General features: G+C 70.2%; 22 protein-coding genes and 1 pseudogene. 14 read left to right on the top strand and 9 right to left on the bottom strand.

Translation table 11 applies throughout. The annotated features are described in order from the left end of the window. Positions 1-195 precede the first annotated feature (195 nt). Positions 196-1,062 (top strand): MurR/RpiR family transcriptional regulator, encoded by an 867-nt coding sequence (locus ACFYY1_RS35710; RefSeq protein ID WP_388593078.1) that lies wholly within the window; start codon positions 196-198, stop codon positions 1,060-1,062. On the opposite strand, the gene ACFYY1_RS35715 is transcribed toward ACFYY1_RS35710, so the two are convergent. Beyond that, a complete protein-coding gene (locus ACFYY1_RS35715) occupies positions 1,007-1,618 on the bottom strand; it encodes a hypothetical protein (RefSeq protein WP_388593080.1) in 612 nt (203 codons plus the stop codon). The two genes, ACFYY1_RS35710 and ACFYY1_RS35715, sit on opposite strands and share 56 nt — an antisense overlap. Positions 1,619-2,020: 402 nt before the next feature. On the opposite strand from ACFYY1_RS35715, the gene ACFYY1_RS35720 reads away from it, so the two are divergent. The 10 genes from ACFYY1_RS35720 to ACFYY1_RS35765 all read left to right on the top strand — a co-directional run bounded on the left by ACFYY1_RS35720 (position 2,021) and on the right by ACFYY1_RS35765 (position 9,949). Further along, the gene (locus ACFYY1_RS35720) at positions 2,021-2,584 is read left to right on the top strand and encodes an alpha/beta hydrolase (protein WP_388593083.1); all 564 of its coding nucleotides are present in this window, start codon (positions 2,021-2,023) and stop codon (positions 2,582-2,584) included. Between the two features lie 192 nt (positions 2,585-2,776). Further along, a complete protein-coding gene (locus ACFYY1_RS35725) occupies positions 2,777-3,250 on the top strand; it encodes a hypothetical protein (protein ID WP_388593084.1) in 474 nt (157 codons plus the stop codon). A gap of 6 nt (positions 3,251-3,256) precedes the next feature. Continuing rightward, entirely contained in the window at positions 3,257-4,456 is a 1,200-nt protein-coding gene (locus tag ACFYY1_RS35730) for a peptidoglycan-binding protein (RefSeq protein WP_388593086.1), read from the top strand. 74 nt (positions 4,457-4,530) lie between these two features. After that, on the top strand, positions 4,531-5,226 hold the full coding sequence (locus ACFYY1_RS35735; RefSeq protein WP_388593195.1) for an ABC transporter ATP-binding protein: 696 nt from the start codon (positions 4,531-4,533) through the stop codon (positions 5,224-5,226). Beyond that, positions 5,223-6,413, top strand: a complete 1,191-nt coding sequence (locus ACFYY1_RS35740) for an ABC transporter permease (protein ID WP_388593088.1) — start codon at positions 5,223-5,225, stop codon at positions 6,411-6,413. Before ACFYY1_RS35735 ends, ACFYY1_RS35740 begins: the two co-directional genes overlap by 4 nt. Before the next feature lie 66 nt (positions 6,414-6,479). Next, positions 6,480-7,163: a response regulator transcription factor gene (locus tag ACFYY1_RS35745; protein WP_388593090.1), complete on the top strand. Its 684-nt coding sequence runs from the start codon at positions 6,480-6,482 to the stop codon at positions 7,161-7,163. Beyond that, on the top strand, positions 7,160-8,773 hold the full coding sequence (locus ACFYY1_RS35750; protein WP_388593091.1) for a sensor histidine kinase: 1,614 nt from the start codon (positions 7,160-7,162) through the stop codon (positions 8,771-8,773). The genes ACFYY1_RS35745 and ACFYY1_RS35750 overlap by 4 nt, the downstream gene beginning before the upstream one ends. 324 nt (positions 8,774-9,097) lie before the next feature. Then, positions 9,098-9,337: a hypothetical protein gene (locus ACFYY1_RS35755; RefSeq protein WP_388593093.1), complete on the top strand. Its 240-nt coding sequence runs from the start codon at positions 9,098-9,100 to the stop codon at positions 9,335-9,337. Beyond that, the gene (locus tag ACFYY1_RS35760) at positions 9,315-9,824 is read left to right on the top strand and encodes a hypothetical protein (RefSeq protein ID WP_388593095.1); all 510 of its coding nucleotides are present in this window, start codon (positions 9,315-9,317) and stop codon (positions 9,822-9,824) included. The genes ACFYY1_RS35755 and ACFYY1_RS35760 overlap by 23 nt, the downstream gene beginning before the upstream one ends. Then, positions 9,809-9,949 (top strand): hypothetical protein, encoded by a 141-nt coding sequence (locus ACFYY1_RS35765; RefSeq protein ID WP_388593097.1) that lies wholly within the window; start codon positions 9,809-9,811, stop codon positions 9,947-9,949. The genes ACFYY1_RS35760 and ACFYY1_RS35765 overlap by 16 nt, the downstream gene beginning before the upstream one ends. 9 nt (positions 9,950-9,958) lie before the next feature. On the opposite strand, the gene ACFYY1_RS35770 is transcribed toward ACFYY1_RS35765, so the two are convergent. Continuing rightward, positions 9,959-10,888, bottom strand: a complete 930-nt coding sequence (locus ACFYY1_RS35770) for a hypothetical protein (protein WP_388593098.1) — start codon at positions 10,886-10,888, stop codon at positions 9,959-9,961. After that, positions 10,885-11,286 (bottom strand): hypothetical protein, encoded by a 402-nt coding sequence (locus ACFYY1_RS35775; RefSeq protein WP_388593100.1) that lies wholly within the window; start codon positions 11,284-11,286, stop codon positions 10,885-10,887. Before ACFYY1_RS35775 ends, ACFYY1_RS35770 begins: the two co-directional genes overlap by 4 nt. A 222-nt stretch (positions 11,287-11,508) precedes the next feature. Between ACFYY1_RS35775 and ACFYY1_RS35780 the strand changes: the two genes are divergently transcribed. Then, a complete protein-coding gene (locus ACFYY1_RS35780) occupies positions 11,509-15,372 on the top strand; it encodes a CHAT domain-containing protein (protein ID WP_388593102.1) in 3,864 nt (1,287 codons plus the stop codon). A gap of 205 nt (positions 15,373-15,577) precedes the next feature. Here ACFYY1_RS35780 and ACFYY1_RS35785 read toward each other — a convergent pair whose 3' ends face one another. From ACFYY1_RS35785 to ACFYY1_RS35800, 4 genes and pseudogenes are all read right to left on the bottom strand, one after another. Then, positions 15,578-15,775, bottom strand: a complete 198-nt coding sequence (locus ACFYY1_RS35785) for a hypothetical protein (protein ID WP_388593105.1) — start codon at positions 15,773-15,775, stop codon at positions 15,578-15,580. Positions 15,776-16,568: 793 nt separating this feature from the next. Then, positions 16,569-16,715 (bottom strand): hypothetical protein, encoded by a 147-nt coding sequence (locus ACFYY1_RS35790; protein WP_388593106.1) that lies wholly within the window; start codon positions 16,713-16,715, stop codon positions 16,569-16,571. Beyond that, a pseudogene (locus tag ACFYY1_RS35795) lies at positions 16,709-16,997 on the bottom strand (hypothetical protein). Before ACFYY1_RS35795 ends, ACFYY1_RS35790 begins: the two are co-directional and overlap by 7 nt. Positions 16,998-17,433: 436 nt before the next feature. After that, entirely contained in the window at positions 17,434-18,066 is a 633-nt protein-coding gene (locus tag ACFYY1_RS35800; protein WP_388593108.1) for a helix-turn-helix domain-containing protein, read from the bottom strand. A 145-nt stretch (positions 18,067-18,211) separates the two neighbouring features. Here ACFYY1_RS35800 and ACFYY1_RS35805 point away from each other — a divergent pair, with 145 nt between their 5' ends. Continuing rightward, positions 18,212-19,198, top strand: coding sequence for an alpha/beta fold hydrolase (locus ACFYY1_RS35805; protein ID WP_388593110.1), 987 nt, complete (start codon positions 18,212-18,214; stop codon positions 19,196-19,198). 1,042 nt (positions 19,199-20,240) lie between these two features. Here the strand turns inward: ACFYY1_RS35805 and ACFYY1_RS35810 are convergent. Then, positions 20,241-20,690, bottom strand: a complete 450-nt coding sequence (locus tag ACFYY1_RS35810) for a VOC family protein (RefSeq protein ID WP_388593112.1) — start codon at positions 20,688-20,690, stop codon at positions 20,241-20,243. Positions 20,691-20,787: 97 nt separating this feature from the next. On the opposite strand from ACFYY1_RS35810, the gene ACFYY1_RS35815 reads away from it, so the two are divergent. Beyond that, positions 20,788-21,369 carry a TetR/AcrR family transcriptional regulator gene (locus ACFYY1_RS35815; RefSeq protein WP_388593114.1) on the top strand — a complete coding sequence of 194 codons (582 nt, stop codon included), beginning with the start codon at positions 20,788-20,790 and terminating at the stop codon, positions 21,367-21,369. A 1,163-nt stretch (positions 21,370-22,532) separates the two neighbouring features. On the opposite strand, the gene ACFYY1_RS35820 is transcribed toward ACFYY1_RS35815, so the two are convergent. After that, positions 22,533-22,901 carry a hypothetical protein gene (locus ACFYY1_RS35820; RefSeq protein WP_388593116.1) on the bottom strand — a complete coding sequence of 123 codons (369 nt, stop codon included), beginning with the start codon at positions 22,899-22,901 and terminating at the stop codon, positions 22,533-22,535. Between the last annotated feature and the right edge of the window lie 56 nt (positions 22,902-22,957).

Raw genomic sequence — 22,957 nt, forward strand, 5'->3', positions numbered from 1 at the left:
CTGCCGAGCAGCATATTCACAATAATTTTCATGCCAAGTGCCTAGCGTGTAACTTTTTCCCATGACGCTCTTTTCCCAGGCCAGAGCATGGGAGAGTGTGGACATCAGGCGCAGGAGTGCGCCGTGACGGCCACCCCCGCCGGGGAGTCGGCAGCGCCGACGCGCCTGTGCCGATCAGACACCAGAGGAGTCACCATGACGGCCGATGTCCTGGAGAGACTGCGTCAGGCACTCCCCGGCCTGCGACCGGCCGAACGCCGCATCGCCGAACTCGCCCTCGCTACACCTGCGGAAGCATCGGAGATGACCATCACCGCACTCGCCGAACAGTGCGGCACTTCAGCAGCCAGCGTCACCCGGCTCTACCGAGCACTGGACCTGTCGGGCTATCCGGCTTTCCGCATCGCGCTCGCCCGCGCAGCCGCCGACGAGCAACGCAGACGGCTCAGCTTCGGTGTCGAGGATGCCGAGATCAACCCTGATGACGACGCCCTCGCCGTGGCGCGCAAACTGGCGTACCACGAAGCTCGCGCCATCGAAGGTACCGCCGAGGCACTGGACGTCGTGGAGTTGGACCGCGTCGTGGAAGCGATCACCCAGTCACCCGTCGTCGACATCTACGGATCGGGATCGAGCAGCCTGGCCGGTCAGGATCTGCAGCAGAAACTGCGCAGGATCGGCCGCCTGACAAACTGCTGGGTCGACCCGCACCTCGCCATCACCAGCGCGGCCGTGCTGCCCCCAGCCAGTGTCGCCATCGCCTTCTCCCACTCCGGCCGTACCAGCGAGACGATCGCCGCGCTGAGGACCGCAGCGAAAGCAGGCGCGCACACCGTCGCGATCACGAACTTCCAGGACACTCCTCTGGCGGGGCACGCAAGCTCTGTGCTGACCACCGTGTCCCGCGAGACACGGTTCCGCCCCGGCGCGATGGCCAGCAGGATGGCCCAACTCGCCTTGGTCGACATCTTGTTCATCCGGGTCGCCCAGCGCAGTCCCGAAGCGGTCAACCTTTCCCTGAACGCCACCTACGACGCGGTTGCCGCACGGCACGACCGCTGACGCCTGTCCGACGCTGCCGCCGGACCTCACCCCGACGAGAACGCCCCGCCACCCGCGCGGCCAGTGCCCACCGCATCCGGTGAGGCACCTCGCCCTGGTGGTCGAACTCGGCGACGGCCGGCAGCCGCACCGCTGCCCAGTGGTAGATGCGGGGTCCCTTCGCGCCGTCGCCGCATGAGATCTTCTCCCACGCCTCGTCCGGGGCCTGTGCGAACAGAACATCGATCCGTGAACAGCCCACGCTGAATGGAGATTTGGGGACGGCCAGCACGTAGCCGACGCCCGACTGTTCCAGCAGCCGGCGGAAGCGGTTGTCCTGACCATAGGCGGAATCCCACTTCGCACCGGCAAGGAGGTGCTGCAGGCCGTCGGGGGTGGCGTGACCGGCCTGTTCGGCCAGCTGCCAGCTGTTCTTGCGGGCCACCGGGGCGAGTAGCCCGCGTACGTGGTCACGCATGCGGCGGCGAAGCGCCACACGGCCGAAATGATGGCCGATGGTCAGGAAGAGATCGTCCAGTTCCAGGTCCCACTGCGCGGTGGCAGACTCGGTGAACACCCTTGGAGGCTGCCCCGCCGCTGTCACTACCTGCGGCGTTGTCGCACGATCGAGGGGCGATCGCCGTGAGACCGCCCCCGCACGACCGATGTCCCGCTACACTCCCGCCACCCGGCGAAAGACCATCTCAGGCAGCGAAATCCTGCTGGAGTACTGGACGCACGGCCGGCCACGGGTTGGTCTACGGCCTGGCATCAGCGACCGGCGGCGCCATCGTGACCTGGATCGCCTGGTTGAGCCAGCGATGGCAATCGGGCCCGCCGCCACGAGCGGCGGGCCTTTTGTTAGTCGTTTGGGCACCGCTGACCTGCATGGACTGGATTGAGTGAGACGCATGGACGGCGGTACGCCGTCAGCGGGGGAACGCACCGCCCTGGCGATGGCGGCGCAGTATCCCCGCCTGTGCGGCGCCTGATCTTGGAGAGCGCGGTCGGCCTGATGCCCTGGCCTGAGCGGCGTACCCGACTCGCGGCGGACGTCGCTTTCACGGCTGTGACCGAACGTGCGACGTGGGCGATGATGCGTGCGCTGCTGCGCACCGCCCCGGACACGGCGCTGCGGTTGCTCATGGGCGACCTGCCCTCCCGGCCCGCCGGCGAGGTGGTGGCGGGGCTGTCCGACGCGGATCGCGACACTCTGGTGGGGCTGTTTGCGCGTACGCGTTCTGGCCATGGTTTCCGCAACGACGTCCGTCGCTTCGCCGACCAGATGGCCCGGCCACGTCAACCCGCCCTGGTGATCGGCGCCCGAAACGATGCTGCCGTGCCGTTCGCGCACGCCGAGGCGCTTGCCGCCGCGCTGCCCGCGGCCGAGTTGGTGGAGAGCGCGGCCGACAGTCACTTCGTGTGGTTCGGTTCCGGCTGGCCCGCGATCGCCGAGCGGATTCGCGGCTTCGTCGTCGCGCCCGTGGAAGGGGCGGTGTCCGGCGTCCTGCCAGTCCAAAGGTTCTTGACGGCTTCCTCATAGGTTCTTCATCACCCCGCGCCTACCTTCGCAGCCTGCCGTCGGGCGTCGGGCCAGGCGGCTGGAATGCTGTGGGGAGCCAGATTGATGGGCGTACGACGGTGGGGGCGAAGCTCGCTCGTTGCGGTGGCTTTGCTGATGGCCGTGGCCGGATGTTCCGATACCGGCGGGGGCGGGGCTGACGAAGTCGCCAACGTGTCGGGGGGTAAGCCCTCCGCCAAGAGCACCACCGAGCAGGTCGAGTCGGAGCTCGCCGAATACATCGACGGCATGCGCGCGTGGGTCGGCTGCATGCGCGAGGCGGGAGTCGATCTGCCCGACCCTGACGCCAAGGGCAACGTCAAGATCGACATCCCCGCCACGCAGTGGAAGCGCGAGCCGAAGTATCTGCGTGCTCAGGAGAAGTGCGCCGACAAGCAACCCTCCCTGTCGGACAGCCTTGAGAAGGCACAGCAGCCCGAGCTGACCAAAGAGGAGAAGGCCAAGCGCCACGAGTACGCCACCTGCATGCAGGACAACGGCGCCCCCGACTTCCCCGACGTGGGAGAGGACGGCTACTTCGTCGACGAGAACTGGGACTCCACCTCCGCCGGCGCCAAGAGCGCCGGCCGTACGTGCGACAAGTCGGTGTACGGCGTCGACCACTCCACCGTCGCCCCGAAGGGCTGAGCCGACGTGGAGAAGGTGAAGCGCAGGCGAGGCCCCCTCTACGTGAGCGTGGGAATAGTTCTCGTCGTTGCCGTCAGCGGAGCCGGGGCGCTCGGGCTCGGCGGGGGCGGCGGTGACGAGGACCAAGCCGCGGCGCGGCAGCGCACGGGAAAGGAGGTGGCCGTGACCCGGACCACCCTCAGAGAACAGGCCGAGCTGGAGGGGGAACTGGGCTACGGGCGCGAGGTGCCCTTCCTGGTGAAGGCCTCCGGGACGGTGACCTGGCTGCCCGAGACCAGGGCGAAGATCAAGCGGGGGGAAGTCGTTCTGCGAGTCGACGACCGACCCGTGGTGCTGCTGTACGGTGCACTCCCCGTCTATCGGGAGCTCGGCCTCCCCGAAAGGGACACCGAGGACTCGGGAGAGGGGAACGCCGACGGCGGCGAAAACAAAGACGCCGACGGCGGCACTGGCAGCGGCGGCAACGCCGACGGTGCCGCCACTGCAAGCCCGATGCGCGGCATGGACGTCAAGCAGTTCGAGTCCAACCTCTCTGCGCTCGGCTACACCGGCTTCACCGTGGACGACACCTACTCCGACCGCACCGCCGATGCCGTCAAGCAGTGGCAGAAGGACCTCGGCCTCCCGCAGACGGGGCGGGTGGCCACCGGTGACATCGTCTACGCCCCCGGCGCCGTCCGCATCGCCGGTAGCAACGTGCGGGTCGGTGCGGAGGCCACGGGCACCCCGCTCGGCTATACCAGCACCCGGCGCATGGTCACCGTTGCCGCCTCCGCCGCCGAGACAGGCTGGGCGACCCGGGGCACATCGGTGGACGTGGAGCTGCCCGACGGGCGCAAGGTGCGCGGCGAGGTCGGTGCAGTGGGCAAGGACGCCACAGGAGGAGACGGCAAGGAGGAAGGCGGCGACAGCGAGGAGGGCGGGAGCGATGCGAAGGTCTCCGTCACCATCACCTTCGACGAACAGACCGGGCTCGGCCGGTTGCAGACCGGCCCCGTGACCATCCGGTACGTCATGAAGGAGCGCAAGAACGTTCTCACCGTTCCCGTGGCCGCCCTGGTCGCGCTCGCGGAGGGCGGGTACGGGCTGGAGCGGGCTGAGGGGGGCCGCTTCATCGCCGTGAAAACCGGGCTCTTCGCCGACGGCAGGGTCGAGGTCAGTGGGTCCGCCGTGCGTGAGGGCCTGAAGGTGAGGATCCCGGAGTGAGACACCTGCACCACCAGTGCGGCACGGATGCCGGGGCCGTATCACCAGTCCAGCCCCACCAGGCGTGCCCTCCCATCGTCGGCTTCGAATCCGTCACCAAGACCTACCCCGGTCGCGTCACCGCCCTCGACCACACCGACCTGGCCATCTTCTATGGCGAACTCGTCTGCGTCGTCGGTCACTCCGGCTCCGGAAAGTCCACCATGCTCCACCTCATGGGTGCCCTCGACCGCCCCTCCAGCGGCCGGGTCACGGTCGCCGGCTACGCGATCGACCAGCTCACCGATCGTGAAGTGTCCGCGCTGCGCGCGCAGTACATCGGCTTCGTCTTCCAGCAGTTCCACCTCGCCGTCGGCGTACCCGTGCTGGACACCGTGGCAGACGGACTGCTGTATGCCGGCGTGCCGCTGAAGGAAAGGCGGCGCAGAGCAGAGGAGGCCCTGGTCCGGGTCGGACTGGCGCACCGGCTGGACCATCTGCCGCACCAGCTCTCCGGCGGCGAGCGCCAGCGCGCCGCCGTGGCCCGCGCTGTGGTCGGCGAACCGGCGCTGCTGCTCGCCGACGAGCCCACCGGCAACCTCGACTCCGCGTCCGGAACCGCCGTGCTCCAACTGCTCCACGATCTGCACGCCGCCGGCACCACAGTGGTCGTCATCACCCATGACCACGAGATGGCCCAGGCCTTCGACAGGCGGGTGGAGTTGCGTGACGGCCGCATCGTGGGCGACGCGAGCGCTCCCCGCACAGCACCCCAGGAGTTCCCCCGATGACCCTCCGTCCCGCCCGCCTCACACCCGCGGACCTGGTCCGCCTGGGCAGCGCGGGCCTGCGCACCCGCCCGCTGCGGGTCATCCTCTCCGCCCTGGGCATCGCGATCGGCGTCGCCGCCATGGTGGCCGTGGTCGGTATTTCCGGCTCCGGCCGCGCCGAGGTGGACCGGCGGCTCGACCGCCTCGGCACCAATCTGCTGCGTATTGCGCCGGGCAAGACGACGGACGACGAGGTGACCCGGCTACCGAAGGAAGCGGTGCCGATGGTCCGGCGTATCGGACCGGTGGAGCAGGTCTCCGCGCTGGGCGTCGTCCCCGACTCCCGGATCTACCGCAACGACCACATTCCCATCGGCCGCTCCGGCAGCATCCAGATCGCCGCCGCGGACGCGGGGCTCCTCCCGGCGCTCGGCGCCACAGTCCGCGAGGGCCGCTGGCTGACCCGAAGCACCGAGGAGTATCCGGCCGTCGTGCTCGGCGCGAAGGCCGCGCAGCGCCTCGATGTGCACGCGCCCGGGCAGCGGCTGTGGCTGGGCGGCAAGTGGTTCGCTCTGGTGGGCGTGCTCGAACCGGTGCCGCTCGCGCCCGAGGTCGACAGCTCCGCGCTGATCGGCTGGCGAGCGGCAACCAAGTATCTGGGCTTCGACGGGCATCCGTCGACCGTGTACGTCCGCGCTCGCGACGACCGCGTTCAGGCCGTTCGGGACGTCCTGGCAGCCACCGCCAACCCCGCACAGCCCAACGGTGTGGTGGTGTCCCGCCCTTCCGACGCCCTCGCCGCCCGCGAGGCCGCCGAGTCCGCCCTGACCGGTCTGCTGCTGGGCCTCGGCGGAGTCGCGCTGCTGGTCGGCGGGGTCGGGGTGGGCAACACCATGGTGATCTCCGTGCTGGAGCGCCGCCCCGAGATCGGTCTGCGCCGAGCCCTCGGTGCCACCAGCGGTCAGATCCGCGGCCAGTTCGTCGCCGAGTCGCTGTTGCTGTCGGCACTGGGCGGGCTGGGCGGGCTGGTACTCGGTACGGCGATCACCGGCGGGTACGCCTCGGTGCGGGGCTGGCCCACGGCCGTACCGGTGTGGGCGGCGGTGGCGGGAATCGGCGTAACGCTGGTGATCGGCGCGGTCGCCGGGCTCTACCCGGCGGTGCGGGCCGGGCGCCTGCCGCCGACGGAAGCACTCGCAGGCCCGTAGGCGGGTTATGTTGATGCGCCCTTGAAATGCCACACACACGGTTCGACATCACCGGAAGGAGCCCCGTTGACCGCCCGCATCCTGGTCGCCGAGGACGACGTCAAACAGGCCGGGCTGATCCGGATCTACCTGGAGCGCGAGGGCCATGACGTGCAGGTGGTCGGTGACGGGCGATCCGCCCTGGAACGGGCCCGCGGCTCGCGGCCGGACCTGATCGTGCTCGATGTGATGATGCCCACCGTCGACGGGCTGGACGTCACCCGGATCCTGCGCGCCGAGTCCGACGTACCGATCCTCCTGCTCACCGCCCGCGCCACGGAGGAGGACATGCTGCTCGGCCTCGACCTGGGGGCCGACGACTACCTCACCAAGCCTTACAGTCCGCGCGAGCTCACCGCCCGGGTGCGGGTGCTCCTGCGCCGGGCACGGGGGTCTGCGGCGACGCCGACGGTGTTCAGGGTGGGCGAACTGGTGATCGACACCGCCCGGTTCGAGGTGCGGGTGGCGGGGGAACCGGTGGTGCTCACGGGCAAGGAGTTCGCGATCCTCAGCATGCTCGCGGAGGACCCGGGGCGGGTCTTCACCCGGGTGCAGATCATTGACCGGGTCTTCGGCTTCGACCGCACCGTGCTGCAGCGGACCGTGGACGCGCACGTGATGAACCTGCGGAAGAAGATGGGCCCCGGGGAATACGTCGAGACCGTGTACGGGCGCGGATACCGGCTGTCCGACGGGGCGGCCGAGCGATGAGCTTCCGCCTGCGGGCCCTTGCCCTGCTCATGCTCGTCGCCCTCGCTGCCACGGCCGCGACCGCCTGGCTCACTCTGCGCCAGGTGAACCGTCAGGTCCGCGACACCGTCACCGCCGGCCAGCAGGAGACGCGGCGGATCACCGAGGAGCTCTCCGCGTACGCCTACACCCACGGCACGTGGGACGGCGTCTCCCCGACGATCGCCGGGTTGGCCCGGGACACCGGGCAGCGGATCCGCGTCTCCACGGAGAACAACACGTTGCTTGCCGACTCCGACGCGCTGGCCGGCCGGGCGCCGCGCCCCGCGAGCGGGCAACCGCCGCTGCTCGTCGATCCCAGGCCGCAACTGGAGCTGCCGTCGCATCTGCAGCCACGGGCACGCATCAAGATCACGGCGAGCGCGATCCTCAACTACCGGTCCGTCGTGCCGTACGCGGCCTGCCTCACCAGGGCGGGCGCCGCGCTGACAGCGGTCAAGACCGAACTCGGCATGCCCGAGGTCACCCCCGACCGAAAGGTACCCGGCTGCCGGCAGGCGTGGAACGCGTCGGCGGAGGTCGTAAAAGCCGACACCGCCGCCCTCGAACCCTGCGCCAAGGACTCGCGCCGCGACATCTGCCTGCAGCGTGTCTTCAAGGACCGGATCGCCGGCACTGCGCCGCCCCGCCTCCAGATCACCCTCGGGGTGCGCGACCAGGCGCCGCCCACCCTCGACGTCGCCCCCACTGTCGCCGTCGCCGCGGCCGTCGCGCTCTCCGCGATCCTGGGCGCCCTGCTGCTCGGCCGCGCGGTGCTGCGCCCCATCCGGGCCATGACATCCGCCGCGAAGAGCCTCGGCGAGGGCGACCTCGACCAGCGCGTCCCCGTGTCCGGCCGCGACGAGATCGCCGAACTGGGACGCGCCTTCAACCGTATGGCCGCTTCCCTCCAGACCGGCGAGGAACGCCAGCGCCGCCTCACCAGCGACATCGCCCACGAGCTGCGTACTCCACTGGCCAATCTGCGCGGCTATCTCGAGGCGCTGCGCGACGCAGTCGTGGAGCCCACACCGGAGCTGATGGACTCGCTGCACGAAGAGGCGATGCTGCAGCAACGGATCGTGGACGATCTGCAGGACCTGGCCCTCGCGGAGGCCGGTGCTCTCACCTACCACCGGTCCCAGGTGGAGCTGGGCGAGCTGCTGAAAGGCTGCCGGGCGGCGTACGCGGCACAGGCGTCGGCCGAACAGGTCCGGCTGGACGTTCAGGCACCGGCAAAGGCCCGGGTACACGCTGACCCCGGCCGACTGCGGCAGGCCGTGGGCAACCTCATCGGCAACGCACTGCGACACACCTCGGCGGGCGGGACGGTGACGTTGCGACTGGTGCCACAGGGACAACTGGCCGTCGTCCAGGTCCAGGACACGGGCTCCGGCATTCCGGCCGAAGACCTGCCCCACGTCTTCGACCGCTTCTGGCGAGCGGACGCGGCACGCGGCCGGGAAACAGGGGGCAGCGGGCTGGGGCTGTCGATCGCGCGACAGATCGTCGCAGACCACCAGGGGACGATCGGCGTGGAGAGCACGGTGGGCGAGGGCACGGTGTTCACCATCGCGCTGGCGATTGTGTGAGGGATGATCGCTCCCCGTCTCCCACCAACCGATGCCCAGACCCCAGGCCCGCCGGAAGCGCCGGCCGCACCCGCCTCAGTCGCCACCGTCTACCGCCTCCTCGCCAAAGCCGAAGCGTCCGGCGACACCGACGAGTGAGCCGGGCGCCCTCGATCCGAAAGCTACTGGCGGGCGCGAGTTACTTGCCACCTGGTTCGCCGCTCGCTCACAGCACCCCGACTGGGTTCACTGAGACGGAAGGCGAAACGACTGGGTTCGCCGAGTAAACGCCGCGATTGGATGAGGGCGGTCAACAGGCGGGGCGCCGAACCGGAGACACTCGCGATGGTGTGGTCGGAACAGGACGAGGCCTGGGCGGACGGGATCGCCGTCGCCAAGGAATTCGCCGCCGCCCACGGCCACTTCCTGCCCCGACGACCGCGGTGTGGGAGGGGCATCCGATCGGTGTGGGCGAAGAACGCCCGCGCGGCGGCGCGCAGGGCGCGGGAGAACGAGGAACTGCGCGCGGCCGGCCGTCCCGTGCGGTCGGCGGCCGGGGGCGATGACCGAGGCGCGGCGGAGTGAGCTGGACGCGGTCGATCCGGGGTGGTGCCCGGTCTGGGACACCGGATGGCAGCGGTGCTACCGCCTCGTCCAGAGCCACGTCCAGGCCGGCGGCACCCTCCCCACGGTCGACGGCGACGTCGACGTACAGGGCGAGGATCTCGGACGGTGGGTGAACGCGCAGCGGTTCGGGTGGGAGCAGCTCCTGCCCGTGCAGCAGTGGATTCTGGAGACCACCCTCGGGCTCCAGGCGGCTGGGGAGGACGAGCGGCCGGTGAAGCAGACGCAGGATGCGCGGTGGGCGGCCAACCTGGCAGCAGCACGACAGTTCCACGCCCGCGAAGGACACCTACGCGTGCCCCGCAAGCACGTCGAGCAGGTGTGGGATGCGGGCGCGGTCCCGGCAGACCGTCAGGACGGCGCTGACGGGGTGTGGTGGTCAGGCTCAGGACGTGGCTCGACAAAGGTGCCGGCGTCGTCGGAGCCGATGCCGTGGCTGCACGCGTAGGTGGAGCCGTCGCCGGTCACGGTCCCGGCTGCCAGGTCGACGCGGGCGACGGTGGTGCTGCCCAGGCGTCCGGAAGCGTGCTCGTTGTTGCCCTCGCGTTCCACTGGCTGCAGACCGCCCTCTGACCACGGCCCCTACAAGGCCCTGTCCGAGATGCTTGGGGCCGTGGTACGCAGGCGTCCGGTGATCGCCTGTCCGGTGTCCGGGGCGGGCGTGGTGGTGGGGATGCCCAGGCGGTCGGCCAGATCGTTGAGGTGCAGGTCGCAGGCGGTCTCGATCAGGTCGGCCAGGACATCCGCGGCGGCAAAGGCGCGTACGGCGGCAGTGGTCAGGACGGCGGCGCCGATCAGGGCGGCAGGCCACCAGGCGGCGGCGAGGGTGAAGTAGAGCAGCCCCCAGGCGGCGAGGCGGGCGGTGGCGGCGTAGGTGTCGCGGGCGGCGGCGAGGTCGGTGCGGAGCTCAGCGGACTGCACAGTCCACAGGCGTGGCCAGGCCAGGGCCAGGTCGTCGAGGCCGTTGTTCTGGGCGGCATGGAGCGTAGCGAGCGCGAACCGGTCGCCGATGCGGGTGGTGTGGCCGGGCCGGGCGGGGCCGAGACGGGCCTGTCGGCGCTGCCGGGCGCGCACCTGGGCGGCGCGGGTCCGGGCGGCACCGTCGTCCGTGGCCCGGGCGGCGTGCCGGATCGCGGTCTTCAATTGCTCGCCTGCCGTGTCCCAACGTCTTTGGCGCCAGGCACGTATCCAGGAAGCAGGTGGGAGGTCGCCGGGCAGCGCCCACAGCTGCTCGACCAGGCCGCCGAGAGTGCCGGCGAGGAGTCCCACACCGGCGCTGGCCAGCAGTACCGCGGATGCGGCGAGTGCGACCGTGCCGGGGGCGTGGGCGGCGGGGCGGGCGGCGAGCTGGTCGAGCCAGCCGCCCAATCGGTCGACGGCGAAGGGGTGATCCTGGCCCAGGTGCAGGCCTGTTGCGAGCAGCGCGGTCCACAACAGGCCGGGCATCAGTAGCGCGTTGAGCCACCGATCGGCGAGTTTCGTGCCGATCCCGGCCAGAAAGGTGCTCGTCACCGCAGGCCGGGCGAGTAGGGCTTCATCCGTCCGTCCTCGCCCAGGGCTGCCGCACAGGTTGGCGGGTGCGGGGTCTCGTCCTGAAGGACCACCCGGCCGCACCTGCCCAGCGGGCAGGTCCACCCGGCAATCCCCCCTGTGTCCGCTCCCATGCCTGGCGGCAGGGACGGGACACGACGGGTCGGCGCGGGCAGGCCCTGCCGGGCGCAGGCGTCCTCGATCACGTCGATCAGCGCGGCCACGTGCCGCTCGTCGGGCTCGGCCCGGTTGGCGAGCAGCGCCAGCAACTCGCTCAGCTGCGGCAGCGCCCCGGCGTCGCGGATCATCGTCGCCAGCTCCGGCCAGCGGCTGAGCTCACCGCACAGCGCCGCCACGCGCTCGCCCACCACGTCGTCCATGCTGCCCCCTCTGCACGGTTCCACCTGGCTGGTACTCGTGGGTCCTGCGCCAGCAAACGGGGCCCTGCTCCCCCGAGTTGACCAAAGTATAGGTTGTGCGGCTTGTGCCGTGGTTAGCATCCACACAAGGCGCAACGCCCATGTTGCGCGTGCAGTCGCGGCTTGCCTGGGCATGCAATTCGGGCCCCGACAGTGATGCTGTTCCTTCGGGGGATATCTGCCATGCCGGACCGCGATGCGGCACTCGCCGCCCTCAACAGTCACCTCGCCCTCAACGCCGGCGACTCCACTCACATCCTCAAAGGTGAGGTCCGCCGTGCCGCCCGCGACTTGGAGCGTGTCACCGACCCCGAGCACGACCTGTCCGCCGCGCAGGTCCTGGGCTGGTACCACTGGCTGCGCCACCTCGCCCTTTCCGAGGGCCACGGCCGGGATGATCTGGCAGCTGCTACCCGGTTCTTCGCCCCCGTCCATCGAGTGAGCCCTCAGTCCGTTCCCGAGCCTTTGCACCGCACGCTGCAAGAATCTGCCGCCGGGACCCCCGTGCCGGAGTTCGATCCGCGCGCCATGGCCACCGCGCAGGCTCGTGCCGTCGATCTGCTCACCGCATACGAGCGCACGGGGCAACGGGACGTACTCGATCAGGCCGTCGCCGCGTTCCGCACGGTGCACACCATGCTTCCCGAGGATCACCCCAGCCATGCTGCCGGTCTGCACAACCTCGGGAACGCCTTGCAGTTCCTGTCCGAGCGCGTCGGCGAGATCGAGGTACTGGAGGAAGCCGTGCAGGCCGGCCGGGGGGCCGTGACCGCCACCCCCCAAGGCCACCCCGACCGCGCCGGGTACCTGAACTCATTGGGGGCCGCTCTCTTTCGGCTGTTCGAGCGCGTCGGTGACATCGAGGTACTGAAGGAAGCCGTAAAGGTCCAGCGGAAAGCAGTGGCCGCCATCCCCCAAGGCCACCCCTACCGTGCCATGTACCTCAACAACCTCGGGAGCACGCTGCGAACCCACTTCGAGCGCATCGGTGACCTTGCGGTACTGGAAGAAGCAGTACGGGTCGGCCGGGAGGCTGTGGCCGCCACCCCCCGCTACGACCCCGGCCGAGCCATGAGCCTCAACAACCTCGGGAACACGCTGCGAACCCACTTCGAGCGCATCGGTGACCTTGCGGTACTGGAAGAAGCAGTACGGGTCGGCCGGGAGGCTGTGGCCACCACCCCCCGCGACCACCCCAACCGCGCCGGGTGCCTGCACAACCTCGGGAACACGCTGCAGGCGCTGTTCGGGCGCGTCGGCGACATCGAGGTACTGCAAGAAGCAGTACAGATCAGCCGGGAAGCAGTGGCCGGCCTCCCCCAAGGCCACCCCCACCGCGCCATGTACCTCAACTCCCTTGTGAACGCGCTGCAGACGCTGTCCGGACGCACGGGGCAGCCACAGGCACTGGAGGAAGCAGTACAAGCCGGCCGGGAAGCAGTGGCCGCCACCCCCCACAACCACCCCAACCGCGCCGGGTACCTGACCTCGTTGGGGGTCGCTCTCCAGCGCCTGTTCGAGCGCGTCGGTGAGATCGAGGTACTGAGGGAAGCAGTACAGGTCGGCCGGGAAGCCGTGGCCTCCGTCCCCCACAACCACCCCAACCGCGCGACCCCCCTCAACAACCTCGGGACCGCCCTGCAGACCCTGTTCGAACGCACCGGTGACATCGAGGTACTGGAAGAAGCCGCACAGGTCGGCCGGGAAGCCGTGGCCACCACACCCCACAACCACCCCCACCGCGCCGTGCACCTCAACAACCTCGCAGGCAAGCTACTGGCCCTGTTCGAGCACTTCGGTGAGATCGAGGTACTGAAAGAGGCGGTACAGGTCGGCCGGGAAGCCGTGGCCTCCGTCCCCCACAACCACCCCAACCACGCCGTACACCTCAGCAACCTCGGAAACATCCTGCAGACCCTGTTCGAACGCACCGGTGACATCGAGGTACTGGAAGAAGCCGCACAGGTCAGCCGGGAAGCCGTGGCCACCACACCCCACAACCACCCCCACCGCGCCGTGCACCTCAACAACCTCACAGGCACGCTGGCAGCCCTCTTCGAGCTCGTCGGTGACATCGAGGTACTGAGGGAAGCTGTAAAGACCAGCCGGGAAGCAGTGGCCGCCACTCCCCACGACCACCCCAGCCACGCCATGCACCTCTACAACCTCGGAAACACCCTGCAGACCCTGTTCGAACGCGTCACCGACATCGAGGTCCTGGAAGAAGCCATACGGGTCAGCCGGGAGGCCGTCAGCGCCACCCCCCACGACCACCCCCACCGCGCTGTGTACCTCAACAGCCTCGGCGGCAAGCTGGCAAACCTGTTCGAGGTCACGGGAAGCACGCAAGCGCGGGAGGACGCATGCCGCCACTTCGGCGAGGCCGCGGGCAGCACGACAGGTGACACGGTCACCCGCATCAAGGCGTATCGGCGCTTCGCGCTCCTGGCCTCCGGCCCCGACGCCGCCCAGGCAAGGCTGGAAGCCGTGGAGGAGGCCATTGGCCTGACGGCGTCCCTCGCCCCGGGCAGTCTGGGCCGCGCGGACCGCGAGTACCAGCTCGGCCGCCTGCCAGGTCTACCGGCGGAGGCCGCCGCCGCCGCGCTCGCCGCAGGCCGGCCGGCGCGGGCCGTGGAGCTGCTGGAGAGCGCCCGCGGAATCCTCGCCGCCGACACCCTCGGTCTGCGCAGCCGTGATTCCGTCCGCCTGCGCGAGCACGCCCCCCACCTGGCGGACGAGCTGCGCCAACTGCGGGCCCGCCTCGACGCCCTGAACCACCCCCGCCCCACGTCATCGGCGGAGGCCCCGGAAGCGCTCCGGGAGGCGAACCAGCGCCTGGCAGAGCACCGGCGCGAGGCCCACGACGCCTGGCAGAGCCTCCTCGGGCGCATCTCCGGCCTCCCGGGCTTCGAGGACTTCCTCCAGGCGCCCCCGATCAACGAGCTCGCCCGCCATGCGCACGAGGGGCCCGTCGTCTTCGTCACCGCCAGCCCCCGCCGCTGCGACGCCCTCGTCCTCACTGATTCCGCCGACGCCCCTGTCCGGGTCGTGCCCTTGCCCACGCTGACCCAGGATGCCGCCTACGACCAGGGGTATCGACTTCTGGCCGCCCTGCACGCCACCACCGACCACGAGATCGCCCCCAGGGCACGCGTCGAAGCCCAGCAGGAGATCCTCGCCGTTCTGGCCTGGCTGTGGGACACCGTCGCTGAGCCTGTTCTGACCGACCTCGGGCACACGACCGCCCATCAGCCCGGCGAGCCCTGGCCCCGCCTGTGGTGGTGCCCGGTCGGCATCCTCGCCTTTCTCCCCCTCCACGCGGCCGGCCACCACACCGACGACCTCCAACGGGAGGGCGGACCGCGGACCGTCCTCGACCGTGTCGTCTCCTCCTACACCACGACCGTGCGCGCCCTCGCCCACGCCAGAACCAGCCAGTCCGGGCCGTCCACCCCCAGCACCCTGGTCGTCGCCGCCGCCAACGCCCCGGGCACCCCGCCGCTGCCCGGCGTCCGTGTCGAGGCCGCCGCCATCGCGTCCCTGATCCCGGACGCCCGCCTCCTGGCCACCCCCACGCGCGACACCGTTCTCAACGCGCTGCCCAGCCATGGCATCGCCCACTTCTCCTGCCACGGCGAAGCGGACTGGACCGACCCCGCCCGGAGCCACCTGGTCCTCACCGACCACGCCACCGCCCCCCTGACCCTCGCCGACATCACCGCCCTGGACCTGACTGCCGAGCTGGCCTACCTCTCCGCCTGCGACACCAGCAACACCGCCCCCCGCCTGGCCGACGAGTCCCTCCACATCACCGGAGCCTTCCACCTCGCCGGCTACCGGCACGTCATCGGCACGCTGTGGCCCGTCGACGACCGCACCGCTGCCCAACTCGGCACCGACTTCTACGCCCACCTCACCGACAACGGCACGGCCCCGCCCCGGGCCGACCGAAGCGCCCTCGCCCTTCACCTCGCCACTACACGCCTCCGCAGCAGGTACCCCCATGCCCCCAGCCTGTGGGCCGCCCACACCCACACCGGTACATGACCCCGCCCACCTGCTTTCACGTACGGCGTCGGCCCTGCCCGTGGGTGAGGGCCTCGCGGGCGCGGCGGGCGGCGATGGCGTGCAGGGCCCTCGCTCTCATCGACGAGGCTCAACTGGTGCAGGGCCTTCAAGGTGGCGCGAACGTCCTTCCTCGTCACCTCGCCGGGCCAGGCGGCGATCCCCTTCTTGAACTCGCCCAGCACCTTCAGTGCTCGGTCGCCGAGCAGGACGTTCTCCGGCACGCCCTCCGGGCCGAAGAGGGCGACCAGCCGGAGTACGGGGAAGCCCGGGCCCTCGGGGCCATCTCCTGCGCGGCCTCGACGGACTGCCACAGCGGGGTACTCGTGACCGATTCGTCCACCGCGGACCCGGCGATGCGGTCGAGGAACGTGTCGAGGGGCATGCCCCGGCTCACGAGGTACTCGGCGGCGGGGACGAATGCACAGACGCCGGCGGCGGTGACGGGCTGATGGCCACGACAGCGGCCAGGACGTGCAAGGAGAGAAAGAGGCTCATGGAGGCTGGAAGGCGTCCTGCCTTGGAGGTTCCCTCCAGGGTGTCGCCGTCGTGCCAGGCTCTGCTCGTCGATGTCGCCGGGCATCCGGACTGGTGGCCGGCCCCTCGCGGCGAGGAGGTCGCCCACGCCTTCGAGGTGTGGCGCTGGATCTCGTACGTGGCCTACGCGGACGGCCCGGAGGTACGCGACATCGGCTGGGTGCAGTGGCCAGGACGAGGTCCGGCCGGCCAGCACGGAACGGGTACGGGCAGCCGCTCCCCGCATCGATCACACCTGGCCGCGCCACGCCCGTGTGAGCCCGGTCAGTCGAACGCGCGCAGCAGCAACCGTGCGACTCCCGTGATCCCCCGCCCGATCAACCTGAGCAGTCCCGTCTCCACCGCCAACTCGGCGGCATCCGAGGCCACGTCCGCACGGTTCGAACCGGAACGGCACCGGGGACAGGAACGAGGCCAACTACTTTTTCGCGCGCCGCACTTCTTGCACATCGCCATGCCAGCATTCTTCCCTGGCCGGCTGCGGGCCTCGTTGACCGTTCCGCAGGACGGGCCCCGGCAGCGGAGTCAGGGAACCGAAGCGGTTCTCGGCGGGGCTCAAGGGAGCCGTTGTCTCTACAGTATCCGCTGCTGCTTCCAGGCTGTGGCTGCGGTGAACGCGGTCATCGCTATGCGGAGGGAAACTACAGGAACATGAGCCAGGCCGCCTCCGTGCTGGGCTCAACAGCCGGTCCCTCGCGCAGCGCGGTCGCCTTGAAGGGGCACAGCAGTACGGTGCGGGGCGCAGTGAACCGTCGTTGGGCGGCGGGCTGATGGGGGACGGTCAGCACTTCGGCTCCGTGACGGGCCAGACCTCGATGTACGCGACGACCACGACGGTCCGCAGCTCGGTGACCCAGTACAGAAGCCGGACGCGCTCGATGTCGTCGGTGTGCTGGCGCAGTCGGGTGGGCGGTGGTGTCGCCTGGGAGCGGTTCGCCGGCGTCGGGGTCGACGGAGATGACGACCAGGGCGCGGTCCAGGGCGTGGAACTCGGCTTCGCTGGTGAGGGAGTCCAGCTGCTCGGCGGCGGCGGAGAGGGCGATCCGGGCGCGGCGGCCGTGTGGAGCCATCAGGCGACGGCCGGGCGCTGGGCGGCGAGCCGGACGTCGGCCGCCGGGACAACCTGGATCGGAGGCCCGACAGCGGTGAGGAGGTCCAGGAGAAAGGCGCGGCGCTCGGTGCACGGGCGGCTTCGGCAGTCGCAGATCGCTGTGGCCGGATCTTCCACCGCAGCGCGGCGTGCGCCTGCTCCCGACGCCGCCGCTCCTGCTGCTCCTTGATCTCCAGTTCCCGGATCCGGCCCCGGAGCATGCGGAGCTGCCACTCCAGCCATTCGCCGGAGCCCGGTGCTTGTCCAGGTCGGATATGCCGCCGGACACGGCCTACAAGGGCACCCTCCTGAGCCGAAGCACGCTGGTTGTCACCGGCGGCTCCGGATGACGTGGCGAATGAGACGAAAGAAGCAGCGTGGTTGTCACCAACGAGGCACGCGGCTTGTCACATTGCTCATTCAGCAGCCTTTCTGTCACCGGTTCCGCGACGACCAGCGGCTGGAGGGGTGCGCGGCCGTAGACGTTCTCCCTGAGGTCCGAACATGATCAGATACTCGACGGGCCCGTCGGATCCGGCGTTCGCGACTCCGTGAGGGACGCGGGTGTCGAACTCGACAACGTCCCCGGCAGTGAGGACGAGGTCCTGGTCACCGAGTACGAGCCACAACCGCCCGTACAGGACGCACAGCCACTCGAAGCCCTCGTGGGACACCTGCCGGGGCCGCCCCGGCGGCCTCTCGACTGCAGGCAGGACATGCTTGTGGGCGTGCAGGCCGCCGACGTACCGGGTCAGCGGCAGCACCGCCTTGTCGTCGCCGAGGCTGTGCGGCGCCGTGCTGCGGGGATCGGCCGCAGGGGCGGGTGCGGTGCCGGCCAGCTCGTCCAGGGAGACTTCGTATTCCTTCGCCAGCTGTAGCACCACCTCCAGGGTGGGCTTGCGCCGACCGGTCTCGATCCGCGACAGAGTACTGGGCGAGATGCCGGTCGCGCAGCTGACATCGGCGAGTGTGACACCACGGCGCTCGCGCACGACCCGCAGCCGGGGCCCCATCGCCGCCATCGCCTGGGCCACGTCGTCTCCTGCCACTGTCCCCATTCCTTCCCGCCGTGTCGTTTCACCGCTGTCTCCTGCGAGCTTGCCAGATTGGCAACGCCGATCGCGCCGAGCGGCCGCCGCGCCGCATGATCGATGGACACCCGCCGACCGCCCGCGAACCGAGGAGAAGTCCCCCATGCAATCCGAGCCGACCGCTGCACTCCGCCACCGCACCGTCGAGGCCCCTGCCGGGCGCCTGCACCTGGCCGAGCAGGGCACGGGCCCGCTGATCCTGCTCGTGCACGGCTTCCCCGAGTCCTGGTACTCCTGGCGCCGCCAACTCCCGGCCCTCGCCGCGGCCGGGTACCGGGCAGTGGCGATCGATGTACGCGGCTACGGCCGCTCCTCCAAGCCCGCCGCGACCGACGCCTACCGAATGCTCGACCTGGTGGAGGACAACGTCGCCGTCGTGCGCGCCCTCGGCGAGGAGAGCGCGGTGATCGTCGGCCACGACTGGGGCTCCAACATCGCTGCCGCCTCCGCCCTGCTCCACCCCGAAATCTTCCGCGCGGTCGGCTTGCTGAGCGTCCCGTACGCGCCACCCGGCGGCCCCCGCCCCACCGACATCTTCGGCCAGATCGGAGGCCCCGAGCAGGAGTTCTACGTCTCCTACTTCCAGGAGCCCGGCCGCGCCGAGGCGGAGATCGAGCCCGACGTCCGGGGCTGGCTCGCAGGCTTCTACGCGGCCCTGTCCGCCGACACCATGCCGGCCGAGGGCGAACCCGACCCGCACTTCGTCTCCCTGGGCTGTCAGCTGCGCGACCGTTTCCCCGCCGGCCCGCTCCCGGCCTGGTTGAGCGAGGAGGACCTCGACGTCTACGCCGGGGAGTTCGAGCGCACCGGCCTGACCGGCGCCCTCAATCGCTACCGCAACATGGACCGCGACTGGGAAGACCTCGCCCCCCACCGCGGAGCCCCGATCAAGCAGCCCGCCTTGTTCGTCGGCGGCGCACTGGACGCCTCCACCACCTGGATGGCCGAAGCCATCGACGCCTACCCCACCACCCTGCCCGCCCTGTCCGCCTCCCACCTTCTGGATGGCTGCGGCCACTGGATCCAGCAGGAACGCCCCGACGAGGTCAACAGCCTGCTGACCGACTGGCTCGCCACGATTCAGGGCTGAACCAGGCGGGCTACACCTTGGCGCCCGATGATGGCGTTTCGATCAGGCCCGCAACGGAGGCGAGACGCTGCGGACCCGACTCGACGTCCAGGGCCTGCAGGACTGGCCTTCACCGTGATGACACCGAGCACCCGCCTGCATCCGTACCTCCGGGTGCAGGCGGCCGCACGATCGGGAACATCTCCGGCGGGACGTCCCCGCTCGGGCTTGGGATCGACGCCTCGGGCCCGGGATCGACGCCTCGGGCCCGGCCGCCGCAGCGGCGGCTACCTCGTCGGGCCCCGCTCGATCGTGGGCGGTCCGCCGTACTCCATCGTCCACGACGTTCCGGTGGCCGCCGCTTCCCGGCTGGATCGCCGAGCATCTCCAGACTCAGTAGGAGGCACCGAGCGCTTGCAACCGGTACCTGAGTACGGGTCTACCGTCGCAGGTGTCCCGGCCGGGGACGTGATGACGGGAGTGAGCGCGATGAGCGATCTGGCATGGGTGCGTAGATCGCCGACCTCACCACCATCCGCACCGCGCTCGCCGCAGCCGTCGAAGCCGGGTGCGACGACCTGACCCTCTGCGCCGGAAGTTCCTGCTGCCCCATCCCCTTCACCGACCTCGCCGAGGAGAACCGCCATACCGGACCCTGCTGCTGCCCCCTCCCCCACCGTGCCCCGAAGGCCCTGGGCGGCCTGGCCGCTCTGGCCTGCGTGGCGTGCTGCGCCCTGCCGGTCCTGATCGGTGCGGGGGTCGTCGGCGCGGGCGCCGGGGCAGTGGTGGGCGGGCTGCCCGCCGACGCCGCCGTGCCGGCCGTGCTCGCCGCCGGCACCTGGTGGTACGGCCGGCGCCGCCGCTCTGGTTCCTGCCCTGCGCGCCGAAGGCGGCGGGACAGGGTGGGTGCGGGTGCTGAACGATTCCGCGCCTGCTGCCCGTTCCCGTGCGGGCCAGAAGCTGAAGTCGACAGGGAGGATCAAGGATCCGGACTCGTGATACCGGCGCGGAGAGCGCGGGTGGTCCGACTGCACCATCTGGTGGATCAGGTCGACGCGGGGAATCAGGAGTCGGTGTACTGAGCGGCGTATTCCTCGCTGGGCGGGACAACGGTGATGACGTCGATCAGCACGCCGTCGGGGGCGGCGACGATGAAGTGGCGCTGGCCGAACTTCTCCGTGCGCAGTGGCAGTACCTCGGAAAGGCCGGCCTCAACCACGAGTCGCTGGTGCTCGGCGTCCACGTCGTCCACCTCGAAGTTCAGCAGCAAGCCGCCCCGGAGCGCGACCCGGTGGCCTTCGGGAAGGGTCGGGTGGGCGTGGTCCAGGAGGGCCAGCTCGTACTGCGGGGCGTCGGATCGGCGCAGACTGACGTACCAGTGCGCCTCGAAGGTCACTTCGAACCCGAGGTGGCGGGTGTAGAAGTCGCGGGAGGCCGCAACGTCCCGGGTGGCGAGCACCGGGTAGAAGCCGCCGAGTTCGGTCGTGGGCATGGTTGTGAGTTCGTTCGTCATGGCAGAGGCCCTTCGGATCCATTTCACATACCCCGGGTATGTGAACCGTGGCGTTAGCATACCCTCGGTACGCGAAATAGAAAGGGCGGTGCGCGCGATGGCGGTCAACCGGGCGGAGCAGCGGGCCGCCACACGGCAGGCTCTGCTGGCCGAAGGACGGCGCCGGTTCGCCGCCGACGGGTACCACCACGTGGCGCTGGCCGAGGTGGCGCGGGCTGCCGGGGTCACCAAGGGGGCCGCCTACCACCACTTCGACAGCAAGGCGGGGCTCTTCCGGGCCGTCGTCGCCGAGGTCCAACAGGAACTCGGCGAACGGGTTGCGACGACAGCCGAGCGGTACGAGGACCTCTGGGAGCAACTCCGGCACGGCTCCCGGGCCTTCCTGACCGCGGGGACCGACCCGGCGGTGCGGCAGATCCTGCTGGTCGACGCGCCGACCGTGCTGGGCTGGGACGAATGGCGGGCCCTGGACGAGGAGTCCTCCGCCCGACACCTCGCGGACGCCCTGACAGCGCTCACCGCGGCCGGGATCATCGCCGATCAGCCGGTGGAGCCCCTGGCCCGGCTGCTCTCCGGGGCGATGAACGAGGCCGCGCTCTGGATCGCGCGGGGCGGGGACCCCCATGCCGCGGAACAGGCGCTCGACCGGCTCCTGGCCGGGCTGCGCACCCCGGCCTGACGTCCCGCGCAGACGCTCAGCGCCATTCGAGTTGATGCAGAGAAGGCTGAAGCTGCGGACCCGTACGACAGCGGAAGGGATCTTCCCTGTCAAGTTCTTCTGTCCAGTCCTGCAGATGCTGCTCGGGCCCCGTTGGGGCTCTCTGAAAGAAGCTCTGCCTGGGGTTCCGTGAAGGATCTTGAGCTTGGTGTAATGCCGGGGTGATGGTGAGCGCCGGTGATCGGCGCAGCTCGGTGTGTGGGCGGGGACGGGTGGAGAGATGGCGGCAGCAGAACGTCGGGGTGCCGTGAAAGGGCCGGCGTAATGGGACTGGGAGCTGACGCCCCTGGAAAGCGTCGGCCCACTGTGTTTCGGCATGCGTATTACCGAGGTCGCCGCGGTGCTGCCGGGCATGACCGAGCTGCGTCGGTTTCAGACGGACCCCTCGTTTCCGGAGACCCTCGGCGTGGAGTTCGGCACGGGGCGTGAAGAGCCTGCCGCGTACTCCTACTTCGTCGACGGCCGGTTGTTCTGCGTTGCGGTCGATGCGGTTCACGGACCGCAGGTGACGCTCCGGGGAAGGGAGTTGGCTGCCTGCGTTCCAGCCGATCTGGAGCAGTTCCTCCTGCACGCTGACGGATGTGGGGTGCTCGATGTGTCCTATGGTCCACGTGCGAACCCCGGAGTAAACGGGCTTGGCCTGGTGGTGCGGGTGCAGGAGGTCGCCGACGACATGATGACCCGGCCGGTCATGGTGGGCCGGAGCTGGGCCGATCGGTGCACCGACGACTGGGAAGGCCCGATCCCGGAGTGTGAATGGGTGGGCCGACTGTGGCCCCGTGCAGGCGAAACGGAATCCTGGCCCCCGCCCGGCCACCAGACGCACTGGGGTGGCTGGCAACCGCCCTTCCAGCTCGCCCCTTTCCTGCGGCGAAGCTCCGGCTCGTACGGCGTTCCGAGGAGTCCGACCTGCGGATTCCCGGAAGTCGGTCATGGCTCAGGGACCCTCACCGCCACGAGTGGGACGAGGCCACCCCGACATACAGAAGGCCGGTGCGTCCCCGAATGGGTGCAGCTGTCAGGTGGTGGGTGGGCGAAGCGGGATGACGTTGCCGGGAGGCGGGGCGAGGTTCGTTGACATGCTCTGCTCTTCGGTGAGCACGGCGCCGGCAAGGGGAGGCTGCCTACGAGATCCTGGTTCCGCTGTCCGTCAGTGCGGGCGACAAGATCAAGGTCGACATCCGCGAGGGCACTCTCGCGGAGGGGGCCGCGTCGGGGGTCGGCCGCCAGGACTGGCGGCCGTTCCAGTGGCTCAGCGGTGCCCAGCCCAGCATGGGTTCACCGGCACGCTCGGGCTCGGCGGGAACGAACCGCCACCGCTGGCTCTCCGCGCTGTCGTCGTGCTCGCCCAGGACGATACGGGTGCCGTCCGTGCCGGGTTCGGCGAGGTCGAGAACAGTGCTGTCGGCCGCGCCCTGCTTTGTCTTGAACCGGGGCAGCCTCTTCTTTCCCGGCGCCCCGGTCCGCTCCCCCGGCCTGTGAGGTCTCGCCACTCGTGACATGTCGATCTTGCCTGACCTGGGCGTTCCTGGCTGTCTCACGGCCCTGT

Origin of the sequence: Streptomyces sp. NPDC001890, assembly GCF_042891445.1 — a bacterium.
Taxonomy (GTDB): domain Bacteria; phylum Actinomycetota; class Actinomycetes; order Streptomycetales; family Streptomycetaceae; genus Streptomyces.